Below are 15,162 nucleotides of genomic sequence, written 5' to 3' on the forward strand. Positions count from 1 at the left end.
AAAATAATCCCACCCTATTTTGACCATACTATCCCAAACAATCAGAAAACAGTCCATTGGGATTAATCAACCACGGGACCAGCAAACAACTGTTTTTCTAATTATGAAACCAATACTCTAACCTGCCATGTCTCTTCATTCGTGTCCCCAATTACAGATGAACTATCGACAAGAATAATTTCTTTTTCATTAATTCTAACTGCAGGGCTCCTAACTCCATTGTTGTACGGGAGCTCCTTCATGCAATGGGGGCATTTAATATTTGACCACACCGAAAACCGGCCGCCTTTTTGGCAAACCGGAGCTAAGGCAGCGATATCTCCCCAGAGCTTCTCAAGCTTCTCGATACTGTTTCCCCCATTTTCCAAAAACAACTCAACATTTTTTTTATCGCTTTTTCTCAAGAGGACATCATTACAGGAATTACAGTAGAAAAAAGGAGTTGGGCTTTCCCAATTAACGAGCTTTGTGTACAAAATCTCCCCAGAACAAAAAGGACAATTAATTTTCCATCCTTTTCGCTCCTCAACTTCCACAGGATTCACTTTTTCCACTAATCCACCTCAAGAATAATTTGTCGAATGTTTTGACTTCCAACACTAGGAATTCCGTTTATAGTTAGCTCGGGCCCGCCTCCGGGCAATCCTTTTCCAGCTCCTTGAAAATAATTATTTCCTCGGATAGGCGATGCAGGAGCGCGATTGTTAATTTCGTTAACTATATAGATGATATTTTTCGATTCCAAGTAATTACGATTCAGTCCTAATTCTCTTTCCAATACACGCGCTTGGGTCTTCGTTATCTTGATCCGCTCTTTTGATAAGGGCCCAATAATTGTCTCAACAGCTTGGATGTCCGTTAAAAATGTTCGATTCCCACTTCCAATTCTTTCATATTTTAGAGCGGAACTTCTGGGGGTGATATTTACGCCAGGAGAACCACCTAACAGCGCATTTTGTCTATTTTGAAGAGTTGAGTTTATTAGGCCAAACCTGGACTTTGTTTGGGAACTAGGTGATATTTGATTAATTAATTGAACCGTATTATTTTGGTTCTGATTTTCAAGGAAATCCTTAAATTGATTCGGGGGGCCGCGGAGGAGGTTGGGGTTGTTTCCGGACATGGGCCGACCGTTTTCAAAACCCATGTCGTTCCCCACCATCGCATTGAGCGTCGGCGCGGGAGGGTTGCGCCGCGTCACGGGCTCGGCCATTGGGATATCGATGATGTCCCCGTTGGCGCGCACGGTCGGCGGACCCGATGGTTTCTTCCCAAAAAAGGACTCTTTAAAGTTTCGGAACGCTTGCTTAAAGGGAATGCTCTCAATCAGCATTGCGCCCCGCTCACTACTGCGAAATGCTCCCGCTCTTTGGAGCGCGGGCTTAACTCGGTTAAACATTTGAGGGGTCAACGACTCGTTTGCTTTGAAGTCGCGCTTAAGGCTTAATGGGTCTTCGGCACCGCCCCCGACGCTGAGCCCAAGCGTTTTGAAAAGACTTTCAACAATCCGTGACGCTACCGCTTTTCTTTCTGAGCCTTCTCTAAGCGAATTTGTTCTTCCCAGCTGGCGATCAAGTCGTTGTGTTTCTGCTCGAGTTCCTGAAACTTTTTCTCCCGCCGCTCTGACTCTTGCCTCAGAGTCCCGTACTCTTGCCTCAGAGTCCCGTACTCTTGCCTCAGAGTCCCGTACTCTTGCCTCAGAGTCCCGTACTCTTGCCTCAGAGTCCCGTAAAGCTTTTCCAAATCCTTGTTCTCCTTCTCCAGCGCGAAGAATTTCTGATCCAACTCCTTTAGCTTTCGCGAGTAAAAGTCCTTTATCTCCTGTTTGCTCCAACTGTCCACCTGCTCGGGCGTTAGCTCGTATGGATCGTTCGGCACTGTTTCCTCCTGGGATATTGTTGACCTGGATTCTGTCCAGGGCAGCTTTCTCCAAAATCGTTTTGGCGGCGACTCTGTCGGCCTCAAGTTTTAATTCCGCCTTTGCTAACTCATTTTTATAAATTGCCTCCTGTTTCAACAACGCCCGCCGCTCGGCGCGGATGTCCTTCGCCTGAGCCGTCATTTCAGCGGCGCGTTCCTGGTTCACCATCTTCGTGGCTTCATAACGTTTGCCGTATTGAATGGCTTTGCCGCCAAGCAACCCCAGTACGGACTGAACCACAAATTCCATCTGTTGTTTGGCCACGGCTTTGTCGTTGCCGCCCAGATCAAATTTATCCATGTAGTAACCCGTGGCGTAACTCACGCCCTCGTTGATCAGGAAAAACGCGACGGCTTTGGCGAGGAACTCTTTCGTCTGGGGCGAATATTTAAAGTTCCCGGAGGCCAGCACCATCGCCGTGTTGATGCCCAAGGCGATATTTTTGACTCTATTTGTCGTCCCCGCCTGCCACCCAAAGGATTTCGCGGCCAGGTCGATATCATGACCGATCAAGGCCCCGCTTAATTTGGCCAACAACATCGGCGGCATGGCGACATCCAATACGTTAAGCGCGAGGCCGGAAACAAAATACCCCGCCCCCATCCATTCGGACCCCGGCGTGTTGAAGTTCACATCCATGGTGTGGTAGGTTTCTTTCATGAACCGCATGGGGTTCATGGCGTGGGCCACTTTGGTGTATAGCGTGGCGTCGTCGCGGGCGACTTCGTCTTCCAACGCCTCCCCGTATTCCACGGCGGCAAGGAGAGCCCGGTCGATGATCTTCGTCTTGGATACGGCGTTCGCCGTCCCTTTGATATTCCCCCCCACGTCCAGGGGCGAGGCAATCGACACCAACAAGCTCGCCGCCCGGGCCGTCTTGGGATGGGACTTGTCGAGCCCGGAAATGGTGAGGACCTTGTTGAATATCATCCGGCCCGGCGATCCGAACCAATCAAAAAGTTTATATTTGGGTTCGGCCTTGACCGGGCTTGAGAAATCCCCACGGGCCTGCTTCGCCGCAAGGTCGAAATCGACCTCCAAGCGAACAAAGCCCATGCCCGAAACCAGAATGCCATCCAGAGTTTTCACCACCGAGGGACCCACGAGGCCCGATCGCATTATCGCTCGGGCCTCTTTTCTCATGTCCCCAAAGGCTCTCGCTCGTTGTTCCTGGTCTTCAACGCGCACCCTGCCGGATGGCGTCAAATTCCCGGCAATCATGTTGAGCGATCCAAACGCGACGAAAAATTTCTCGACATGGGTTTCGAGGTTCGCCACGCCGGTTTCGATTGTCGCCAAGGCCCTTTCGAGCCGACGCTCGCCTTTCCACGTTTCCCTCAAGGTGGCGAGGGCCAGGTCAAAGTCCCCTTGGCTCATCAACTGGTCAATGATGTCGAAACCGCCGGATTGCACCTCCAGGCTGGCCCGAAGCTCGGCTAGTAGCGTCTTACCGGAAAAGTTCTTGTCCGAACCAGGTTCCCCTCGGAAGAAAGACTTCGACCCCTGTTTATCGATCGCCGCGTCCAATTTCGCAGAGAAGAGTTCGCCGATATCCGTGAGCCTTGCTTCAAGGGACGCCAGACGGGTTGCGTTGCGGTTCGCGTAATACTTCGTTTGGCCGATCTTTTGTGTCAACACATCAAGACCCAGCAGAGCGCCTTCATGCGTCATAATCCAGGTCTTGCCTTCGGAATCGACAAGAACAGCCCCTAAAATTCGGCTTTCGTCGCCCAGGGTCAACCGAGCTCGGTCCACCTTATATTCTTTCCCATCCAATTGAAGCGTCGCGTCACGGACTTCAAAAAGATTGTCCCCACGGGGGATGAGGTGATCCGCCGAATTCCCGCGAACTATCAAGGCGCCGTTCTTAAGGCCCAAATCGGTGCCCGCGAAGACGACCCCGCCGCGCGGAGCGTTTTCGGCCTGTAATGCAGCCGCTTCCGGGGTGCTGGTCAACCGGACCAATGCCTTCCTCGCAAACGGCTGTCCCAACGTGTCGAAGAATTCGCCGAGGTTCGCGCGGATTTCCGATAGCATGGTGAAGGGTGTCATGACGGCCGCTTTGAACGCGTCAAAGATGGCGACAGGACCAAACCTTTCTGTGTCAAATACGGCCTGGATTCCCTTGCTCATCCGGCCCACCAGCGTGCCCACCAAACCGGACATTTCCTGGACCACCATGCCACGCAGGCGGCGCTCCAATTCAGTTCCGCCGGAACCATTCGCCGATTTGGCGTATTCCTCCATGATGAAAGTCTTGATCGCGTTGGAAACCGCCGCTCCTTCTACACCGATGACACCAGCGCCTGCAGTCCCTTGAATAGCTGAGCCGACAATCACCCAGGTCGTTCTTTGATTTTCAGGCCCAAAATTCAGGCCCAATTGGCGAACAAGCTCCCCGCCCCCGACAATCAGAGCCCCTACATCGAAGCCCGAACCGCCTTTCGATCCACCGGGAGCCCCAGCCTTGGCCACAAGACCGTTAACCGCCGCAATGGCTCCCACTTGGAACATGGTTTTTAAATCCGCTCCACCAGCGGCAGCAACACCCAGACTGGTTCCGACGTTAAGAAGAACTTGGCCTGATTTCGCCATATTGAACGCATCTGAAAGACCGGCCGTTAAAACGGTAGCGCCAAAATTGGCCGCCATCATTCGACTGCCGTGGGCCTGTTCTCGATCAGCGTGGGCCTCAAAATCATTTATTGAAATCCCCTGGCGACCCGCCTGCCAAGCCGTCATTATTGCCGCCCCAAGAATCGGCGAACCAACAAAGCTAACAACCACGGAGACAACAGCAACGGCGATGTCCGACACCTGCATCATCTTATCGCCGAAGTTTTGGCCCATCATATAGGACTTCTCTTCCAGCGTGCGGGTTTGGGCTTTGGTTTTCTCTTCATCAACGCGGCCATCGGCCTTGTAAGCCATGGTTTGATCGACGACGTTGTGCGAATACATCTTTTGTCCGCCCAGCCAGTTGGCGGCCGCACCGCCCAGCCCCACCGCGGCGCCCACCGCGATCGCGACCAAAAGTCCCACACCCGTCACCGCCAGTAAAGCCCCCACCACAAGACCACCGAGCCCCCCTAAAAACCCGCCGCTGGATTTGGGCAGGGTCAGCTTGGAGTCCGTGGTGCGTCGGACGTCTTTCACGCGGCCTTGGTCGTCGAAGGATTTGACAACGGTCTCCGTGCGCGTCCAGGTTTTGTTGATGTCGTTCCGTTCACTGGTGACCACCGTGTGCACCTGCCGGCCGAAGCCGTCGTATTCCAGGACCTCCACGTCGCTTACCGTGGTCACGGCGCCGGTGGTCCAGGCCGATTTCACTTTTCTCTTCAAGCCGGATTGGCCCTGTTTGTAATATTGGTATCGCTCCACCTGCGTGGAGATCAGCTTGTATCCCGTCACGCGCCCCACGTCGTCGTAGCGCATGTTCTTTTGGTAATGGTCGAGCCGAATGCCCGCCGCTTGAACCGTTTTTTCTTTGTGCGTCCCCGTGCCGAAGGCCCGCACGCGCATGCCCGACATCGATGTGCCGCCGTTGGAATATTCGTAGGTGATGGCCACGGCCGCGCGGCCGGTGGTCCAGTCTTCGCTCAAGCCGGCGATCCCCCCGCCGCCCGCGCCTTCTTCCAACGCTTTTTGGACGGTGGCGAACCCCGTGACAATCAGCCCCTTCTCTCGTTTTCGTGTGGCGACGCGAACGGATTCCGTGGCGCCCCACACGCGGTCGCTCAGGGTCAGGGCCAACCGGCCCAGGGCGTCATAGGAATTGCGGACGTTAAAATCTTTGTATTGCAGTTTGCGGACGCCGTTGTTGACCTCGTAGACGGCGGCGTTGAACGTGGCCAGCCGCCCCAAACCGTCGTAGCCCGCGCCGGTGGTGACGCGTTCGTCCACCGTGGTCCGATCGTTGGATTGGGTGGTCTCGGTCCAGCCCACGCGCTGGCCTTTGTCGTAAGAAATATTGTCCGTGGTGGACGTGGTGATCTTATAAGGCGCTTGGCTGTCCGCCCAGGTGATGGTCTTTTCGCTCGTCGACCGCCCCAACGCGTCGTAGGTGAACTCTTGGCTTTGGGAAAACGTGCGCGCAAACCGCGTTCCGTCGCCGTTCAGTCCCTTTTCGAACACGTTGCTCAAGATCATGGCCAAGCGGCCGCCGCCGTCATAGGCCAACCATTGGTCGGTGATGGTCGTGTTGTCGCCCCGGTGGGCGGTGACGGTCTGCGCCAGGGCCCGGCCGAAGGGGTCAAAGACGGTGACGGCGTTTTCGGTGCGGTCGTGGCTTTCCAGGATGGCGGCTTCTTTTTTGCGGTAGGAGATGAGGGACTCGCAATAACGCCGATGGACGCCGCCGCCGTGGAAGAATTTTGAATAAACGATTTCTGCGCCTTCGGCTTTGAGCTTCGCCAGGGCGTTCGCAAACTGTTGCCCGTACCACCAACCGGTTCCCTTGCCCACCCACCCTTTGGCGAGAACCAAGTCCACCACCACATCTTTATACCCGTGCCCGGCCTTGTCCGTCACGGAGTCGTTATAGGCCTGCCGCCCCTGCGCGTCGTAGGCCGCCGCCAACAACCGGGTGGACCAGATTCCTTCCAGGCCGGTGTCGGCCACCAGTTGGGTCCCTTGGCCGTTGGCCAGGTCGCCGGCCATCAGCCGCTCGGTCACCTTGGCCAAAAGGCCCTTGTCGCCCAGCAGGGCCGACCCGCCTTTGATGGTCACCGTTTGCCCGCCCACCACTTGGCCGAGTCCGTTGAATTGCGTGCCCAAGGCCCCCACGATTTCGTCCCGACCCGCGTTATCGCGCACGCGCTCTAAGGCCGTGACCGACCGGCCGAACTCGTCATATTCCAGCGCCACCGGGGTGTAAGTGCTCTCCAAGTCTCCTTCTTTAACCACTTTTTTATAGTCGACCAGATTGCCCACCCCGTCATAGGCCATGCCGGTTTGTTCAATGACCCGATGGACACGGTGGTCCACGCCCGCCGCCAGGGAGTATTCGTCGTAGGTTGTGGACTGGTCGATCACCCGGCCGTCGCGGCCGTAGGTCGATTGCACGGCCGAAACGGTCTTCAATGCCCCCACCAGCGTGGTTTGGGTGGTGTGGGTGGCGCGGTTCCAGGTATCAAATTTGTCCGTCTCCATGATCTCGGTGGAATAGCTGTCGAGCGCGGCGCCCGTGACGGGGTCCACCCCCGAGCGGTGAACCCGCTCGCGGGAACCCACCGTCCGGCCCGACGTGTCGTAGCGAATATCTTCCAAGGAGACCCGCTCGGTGATCAACGCGCCCTGTGTGCTTCGATTGAGCGTGCGGCGGACGCGGCCCGCGGCGTCGAAAGCCAGCACTTCGTTGTAGTTGTTGAAGCGGCGAACTTTGCCCCCCGCCTCTTCGCGCCCGTCCACCCAGGTTTTGGTTTGTCGCCCGGCCGTGTCGTAACCGTAGGTGTAATTTTTGGTCTCGGTGGAAAAGGCCCCGTCCGACAACCGTGTTTTGGTGCTGATCTCTTGGGCCACCAGCTGGCCGAACAGGTTATACACCAATCCCGACTCGGTTTTGGACCGGGTGATGGACTCGGTGCCGTCGGTGTTCCATTCCGTCACTTCGGTGGTCGGGAAGGTGGTCCGCCCCTGGGCGTCCACCACCGGCGCGCCCACGGACCGTTCTTCGGTCTTTTGGCCGTTGGCGATGTTCCATTGAGCATAGGAGGTCAAACGGGCGCCGGCCCCGTAAACACCGCTCCAGAAGGATTCCGTGATGTCGCCCAAAGCGTCGCGGGTTTTGGTGTGGCTCTCGATGAGCCGGCCAAAGGCGTCGTATTTGCGATCCGCCTCGTCCCAGGTTTCCCGAGTTTGGCCGTTTTCGGTGCGAGACGTCCGCTGTCGGAGAGCCCGGCCTTGTTCGTCGTATTTCACTTCGAGGATGCGGTCGGTGCCGGCGCGGAACAGGACGGCCGCGCCGTCCCGGCCCGACTCCACGGTCTTCACCGTTGACCCGATCACCTGTCCCGCCGGGTTGTAGGCCATGGCGCTGGATTCAAACACCGTGTGCCAGGCGCCATTGGCCCCGGTTTTGGATGTCACCCGCAGGGAGGCCGTCGCCTCGCCCCGGGCGTTGAAGGAGCGATTCCACAGCGCCGTCGTGGACCGATCGCCCGGCGCGGCGGCGAAATCCCCGCCGGCGGCGTTCCAACGGTCGAGGGAAGTCGTTAAATTATTGGTGAGAGAGAAGACGACGCGCCCCAGCGCGTCGGTACGGGAATGGCCCAGGTCCTCCGCCACCGTCACCTGGCCGTCTTTGATTTGCGTGCGACGCGAATGCCGGGGACTGCCGTCGATGCCAAAGGAAAAGTTTTCATTAATGATTTGAATCTCGCCGGAATAACCGGAGGACGGGTCCCGCAGGCGCACGTCGCTCTTGATCAGCCGACCCGCGGCGTCGTAGGTGGCGCCCACCAACCGCTCCACCACGTCCGGCTTTCCCGCTTCGTGGGTGGTGCGCTCGTAAGCAATCACCTGGCCCCGGGCGTCGTATTTGAAGCCTTGGGTCGATTGCGTCGTGCGACGGACCGATGTTTCCCCGCCTTGGCGGGAAATTTCCAACGTGTCGATAGACTGGGCCACGGCCCGGCCCGCCGCGTCTTGGGTTTGGGCCCCCACGCGGGACACGGTCAATCGGCCATCGGTCGCCAAGCCGAAGGCCGCCCGGCGGGCCTCATCGGTGTCCGCGGCCAAAGCCCCCTGGGCGGCGCGGCGCAGGGCGTCAAAAGTCGCGGCCGATCCGCTCCCCAAAATCACGCCCCGCCAAGAAATCGACACGCCGTCGGGACGATTTTCATCCAACCGGGCAAACCGTTCGCTGTCGGCCAAGCGCGTGCGCACCCGGCTCCCCGCTGACATTCCGGCCAACGTTTGCGTTGTTCCATTGAGCGCGGCCTCGCCCTTCTCCAGCAACGTTTCCCAGAACCCCGCCGGGATCTTGGTGGCGGCGCCGTTCAACCACACGTCGGCGCCCGACAGATCTTTGACCCACTCCGCCTTTTGCGCGTCCAACTCGGCCGTGGCCTCGGCCAGCCGACGCGTTTCCTCCGCCGCCAGCCGGGCTTTTTCTTTTTCCGCGTCGGACGTGGTTTTTGACAAATCGTCTTCGGCGAGTTTTGCCGCTTCCTCAAATCCCTTTTCGGCCTCGGTAATATCGGCGAGTTTTGCATCGTGCACCGCTAAGCTTTTTACCGCACCCGCCAAGTCTTCACTCACCTGTTTAAACTTCTTGGCCGTGTCGGCCAAGGTGGAAAGCTTGGCGACCGAGGCCAGCAGCCCGGCTTGAGCGGCGCTGTTGTAGCCAACGATCGGTTCCCGCACGTCCGCGCGGGTTGGTGAACGTTCGATGCTCCGATATAGAGGGAATATTTTTTTGAGGTTGTTTGGATCGAAGTGGTTTCGCAACGTGGACAGCGCAACGTCCAACGAATCAATATCAATCTCATCGCCGGTGGGGATCGTGGCCAAGAGCTTTTCACCCTTGTTGTTGTTCCAACCCCCAATTCCCCCTCCGTAAAACGGCGGCGCTGGGTCTTCCACTTCCGCCAGGGATTTTTTTGACTCTTCCACCCAACCCCGGTAATTCCGGTCGTCGCGGTAAACCAGCGTTCGCTCAGTGTCGCGGCGCACGTAGGTCCGAACTACCCGGCCGTCGTCTCGAACGCGGATGACGGCGTACCAACGGGAATCCACCACGGTGGCCTTGTCACCCGGGGCAACCGACACCGTTCGTCCCCGCGCGTCGTGGCGGGTCGTGGGCGGCAAAGGCGCCAACTTCTCCCCCGCCAGCGCCACAAACAAATCCGTGCCCAGAAGACTGTTGATGGCCTTTTGAGCGGCGTCCTTGGCCGCCCGGGCCGCCGCTTCGGCCGCGGTGGCTTTGTCAAACGCGTCTTGAAGGGGTTCTCGGGAGGATTTTAATAGGGCTAATTTCTCCTGGGCCATTTGAAGGTCGGCCGAGGTTTGATCCAGGACAGTCAGGGCCGAAGCGATCAATCTGTCCTGCTTTTCCATAAGCTTCGCCGTCTCTTCTTTTATACCGTCAATGGCTTCAAGGCGTTGAGCAGCCATCGATCGCGGCAAAACTTTTTCCAGCCCCAGTTCGGTGAAAACGTTTCCGCGCACCAGCCGTTCACCCTGGCGGGAGACCACAGCGCCTTTGGCGTCGTACTCAAACTCTTCGTTCAGGTCGATCTCCACGCGGCCCATCACTTGGACCGCGTCGGCCGCCAGCCGGTCCACCAGCGCGGAACGTTTCTCGGCGGAAAGCCCCGCCCAATCCAAGGCGCGCGTGGGCGGGTTTCCGCCCGCCGCGGGGGCGGCGCCGTCGAGCAATTCTTCCAACCCTTCACCCTCGAAACGAACTTCCCGATAGATGGACCGGCCCAGAGCATCGTAGGAATATTTGTCGCGGAAGATCTGGCTCACCTTTTCCCCGTCCAACACGCGGGCGGCGTAGCTGGCGAGGCGGGCGGAGTCTCCCTCATAAGTGACGCGAATCTCCGATTCCACCGGCTTTTCCGGGGCCGCCATGGAACGGGTTTCCTCGACCCAAGAGACGGCCCTCCCCAGAGCGTCGAAGTTTTTGGCTTTGGTGCGCGTCACGGCCAGGCCTTGGTCGAACACCCCCAAAGTTTTGGCGGCGGGGACAAGCCCGAGCGGCACGTCGGCCTCCGCCACGCCGCCGGCCTTTTCCGAAACGGCGCGCACCAATTTTTCGACATCGGCCGCGGACAGGGCGGGTGGCGCTTCGCCCGGCGCGCCCAGCCAGCGCGCGACGGAATCCACAAACCCTTTCGTGGGGTCGGCGATGTTTTCCTTGAGCCAGGCGGCCACCTCCGCCGACAACCGGGCGGTGTTGGCCACAAGCCGTTCCAACCCGGCCACCAGGTTCCGCCCGGCCTGGGCCAAGTTCGATCCGCTGAAAATGTCGGCGATGCGCCGCAGGGCGTCTTTCAACCGCGACACCTCGCCGCTGGCCGTTTCGCCGTCCAGGAACCGCCCGGCCGCGTCGTAGCGCATGTTGCGCACCGCCGTCTTTTGGCCTTTGTCCGGGTTGGCGGAATCGAACACCGTTTCATCGTACCCCCGCGTCATTCCTTTGCGGTGGCCGTCGCCGTCCGCGTCGTAATAGGAAAGGCCTTCGCGCCATCGCGAGAGGGTCGCCTCTTTGGTGACTCCGTTTTCGGTCAGGGTGATGGTTTGGTCGTCGCGGAATTCCACCTGTCGGCCCTTGTCGTCGTAGGCGCCCTTCCAGTCGGAGACCGTGGTCTCCACCGCGCCGCCGACGTAGGTCTTGGTGGTCGTTTGGCGGTAAGAGACTTCCTGGCCGTTGCCGTTGTGGGCCCGGGCGGCGTGGTCGATGGTGAAATCGTTGATGTACTTTCCGTTTTCAAAGGATTTCCCGACTTCCGTAAACCCCAGGGATCGGCCCGCCGCGTCCACGCCCTTCGTGGCCCAATGGAAAACGTCTTTTTTCTCGCCGTTTAATTTGGCGCGATCAAAGGACAACAACTCGCCGGTCAATCCGTAATTCAATCCCGTGTCTTGGTAGGAATAATTTCCCTCGGTGGCGTTCCAGCCGGAGGTCGATCGGCCCGTCGCCTGCCCCAAGGCGTTGAACCCTTGGGTGGTGGTCTCTTCGCGAAAGGAGCCCTGGCCGTTATAGCCTTCCCGGGTGGTCTTCACTTCGCGCCCTTGGGCGTCGTAACCGGCCGTCACATCGGCGTTGCTGTAGGAGCCGTTGTTCCAACCGTCCTCATGGCGTTTGTACGCGCGGCCAAATTCGTCGAATTGGACGCCGGTCGTCTCCACATCGCTCACCCCGGCGGCGCCCTGGGAGGAGGTGCGGTAATCGACGGCGCGGCCGTTAATATCGAAGACGCTGTTGCGCGTGGTGTTTTCAAAAGAAACCCCGTCCCGTTCCCCCGCCGAGGTCGACTCGACCACGCGACCCGCCCCGTCAAACACCGTGCGCCAGGTAGAGGACGACCGCGTCGACAGCCCCGGCCCGGTGGTGGACGACGATTCATGCCCGCCAATGTTCCGTCCCAGGAGGTCGTAGCGCATGTGGGCCTTAAACGTATCGTCGGTTTTCACCGAGAGGCCGGGCTGAGTTGATTTTTCCCGGGATTGGACGGTCTGCCCCAGGGCGTCCGTCGCCAACTCCGTGGCGTTCACCCTTGTGGTCACGCCAAAGGCGTTGGTGGTTTCCTCCGCATAACCGGACAACTCGCCGTTGCCGTAATAGTGGTTGACCCGGCGCGTGGTGGTGCGCGCTTTGGGGGCCGCGGCGTCCACGGACGATTCCTCATAGGCCAGGGGCCGGCCCGCCCAATCCACCTCCACACCCGTTCGGGTTGTCGTGGAGCGGTTTTCTTTGATGAGGGCGCCCGTCGCGTCATAGGCCTGGGACGTTCGGTTGTCGGTGCGCTCCCCCAGAGAACCGAACAAGCTTTCGACCGTGTCCCGCGAGTGAACCGGGCGAGCGCCCCAGGTCCCGGTCGTTTCCACGGTGGAGCGGGTTTGGGTAGCGCGGCCGCTGTCAAAAGCCCCGCCGAAACTGGTTTCCACGGACGTCAAATCAATGGTTTCGCCGCCGGACCGGCCTTGTATGCGGGTGGTTTCGATCCCGCCGATGGCTTGGCCCGCCTCGTCGTAGGTTTTGCCGGCGGTGGTCGCCACAATGGACACCTCGGGATAATCCGACCGTTCGGTGGCGCGCACCCCGTCGGTCATCCGCCCGCGCGCGTCGTAGCGGACGCCGCTCAATTGGTGCGTGACTTTGAGGCCGCTGGCATCGGCGATCGTTTCCCGCGAGTCCGTGGCCAAACCGCGGGCGTCAAGGCGGCCTTCCCAAACTCGCGTTTTCTCGATCCCGGCGGTCACAGTGGTTTCGGAATATTTGTCCACATTTCCCCAGGCGTCGAAACCCAGCGCCTTCCACGCCACCGTCTGCGTCTCCCCCAAAGCGTTCGTGGTGGCGTCCGAGGTCCCCACGGCCCGGCCCCGATTGTCATAGGTCGTGGTTCGGCGTTGTGTTTCCACCTCCCCCCGCGCGTTGGTGGTGGTCAACTCGAAGCCCAACAAATCGCCGTGCCGGTCGTACCCCAGCGCGGTCCACGTTTGGCGACCGCTCGCGTCGGGCAGGCCGCCGCCCCGAACTTCCAGGGATTCTTCATAGGACGTCATTCGGCCCGCCGCGTCGTAGGCGATGTTCGATCGTTCGGCCCGACGCTCGCGCCCGTCCTCGCCCTGGTCCGTTCGAACCGTGGCGATCGCCCGGTCCTTCAAATCAAAGGCGGTGGCTTTCCAGGTCGACACCGTCGGCCGGCCAAAGATGTCGCTGGAACGTTCGTCGTAGCCGATCAGCCGCCCCAGGGCGTCGTAGGTTAAATTGTTTTGGGTCACGGTCGACACGTTGCCGCGGGCGTCGGTGGTTTTTTCATCAAAGCCCGCCAGTCGGCCGTGCTCGCCGAAGCGGCCGTTCCATTCCCGGGTGGTGGCGTGGCCCTGATCGTCGGTGACCGTCTCGACCGTGGCCGACGGCTGGCCGTTGGCGTAACGGGTGGCGTTCCACGCCCGGGTGGTGGTCACGCCGTGGGAATCCGTGACCTTTTCCATGTTGGACAACAGCTCGTTGCGCTCGTTGTACCGCCCGCCGGACCACACGCGCAAGGCGCTCGGACCGTCTTTTTCGCTGGTCAACTCTTCATAAGAGAGAACCCGGCCGTGGTCGTCATATCGCCCGTTGCGGAATACCCGGGTTGTCTCCCGCCCGGAGGCGCTTTTGATGGTTTCCCGGAAAAAGGTGAGGTTGCCGTGGCGGTCGAACTCCGCGTCACCCCAGGTTTTTGTGGCCGTTTCCCCGTCGGGACCGGTGGTTTTTTCGGTGTATTCCCGGAGCGCGCCCTTATCGTCGTATTTCGTCTCGCCCCATTCGCGGGCGGTTTCACGGCCCTGGGCGTCGGTGGTTTTTTCTTGATAAGAAGTCAGTTGCCACTCGTCCTTGCCCTTTTTCTTACCCGCGCTCTTGTAGCTCGCCCCGAACCATTCCCGGAAACTTTTTACGCCCTTGGTTTCAGACTCTTCCTTGAAGGAAAGGAGGTTTCCGTCTTTGTCGTGGGTGGAATCCCACACCCGCCGGGTGGACACGGCTCCGTAGGGATCGGTGGCTTTTTCGGAGTACGACAAAAGGTTTTTCCCCTCCGCGTCCCACACCAGGCCGGAGCGCTCCAAGCGGCTTTCGTTGCCGAGGGGGTCCCAGGCGCTCTCGGTAAAGGACGCCAAGCGGTCCCGGCCGGGGACGTTGCTGTAGGTTCCCTGCCAGCGTTTGACGGTGATGTGCCCGTTGGCGTCGCGGGTTTCGGTCTTGGACGACAGCAGGTTCCCCCGCTTGTCATAAACCATGTCGGTGGTGTCTTGCCGGTGGGTATTGCCGAAGGCGTCGACAATCTTTTCGTTCTCGATGCGGCTCACGCGGCCGTTCTTGAACCACATCCGCTTGCCGTCGGCGAAGGTACGGTATTGGAAGCCGCCCGCCGCCGCGAACTTTTGGGAGAACCGCGCCCGCCGCATTTCCACGTCGGCGTTCATTTGGGCGGCGGTCTGGAACTTTTCAAGGGCAGCCTGGAACACACGGGGAGCCACCTCGTCGCCGGCGCCGCCCGCGAAGGGCCGCCCCTGCAACCGCGCGAACCGCGCGTTGTGGGCCGCCACCATCATGTCGAGGGAAAGGAGACGGGCCCTTAAACGCTCGGGACTGAAATGCCCGCCGTCTTCGGCCGCGGTGGAGAATTCGTCGTGCTGAACCCCGGCCAACATCTGGGCGGCGCGGCTTTGCCCCCACCCCGAGGCGGGGCCGAAGAGCGTGGTGACAAGGAAAACCCCCGCCACCCCGGGCCGCAAAGCCCGGGACAAAATGGAAAGACCCCGGCGGCGCGCGCGGCGGGCCAGGGAAAGGAGGGTTTTATCGACGGAGAAAAACATCCGCGCCATGCGGACGCTCCCAAAGCAAATTTAATATCAAGGAGTCGTGTTCCAGCCAGGTTGTCTTAGGCATTTTAATCAATGAAACCCCCTTCCGTCAATCCAAATTAAACGATTAAAACACAACAAATCCGCCGCGGCGGGGCCGGGGTTTTCACCCCGGCCCCAGGGAGGCGCGGCGAAATCGAAGTTTACCTACTCCTCCATAC

At 59.4% G+C, this 15,162-nt stretch carries 2 protein-coding genes; both read right to left on the reverse strand.

Annotated elements, in window-relative coordinates; all coding sequences use genetic code 11:
* Positions 1–101: 101 nt before the first annotated feature.
* A complete protein-coding gene (locus IPI56_07450) occupies positions 102–554 on the reverse strand; it encodes a hypothetical protein (GenBank protein ID MBK7545559.1) in 453 nt (150 codons plus the stop codon).
* Complete coding sequence (locus tag IPI56_07455) at positions 554–14,962, reverse strand: hypothetical protein (protein ID MBK7545560.1); 14,409 nt, start codon at positions 14,960–14,962, stop codon at positions 554–556. Before IPI56_07455 ends, IPI56_07450 begins: the two co-directional genes overlap by 1 nt.
* Between the last annotated feature and the right edge of the window lie 200 nt (positions 14,963–15,162).

This window comes from Elusimicrobiota bacterium, assembly GCA_016706425.1.
In the GTDB taxonomy this organism is placed as follows: Bacteria; Elusimicrobiota; Elusimicrobia; order FEN-1173; family FEN-1173; genus JADJJR01.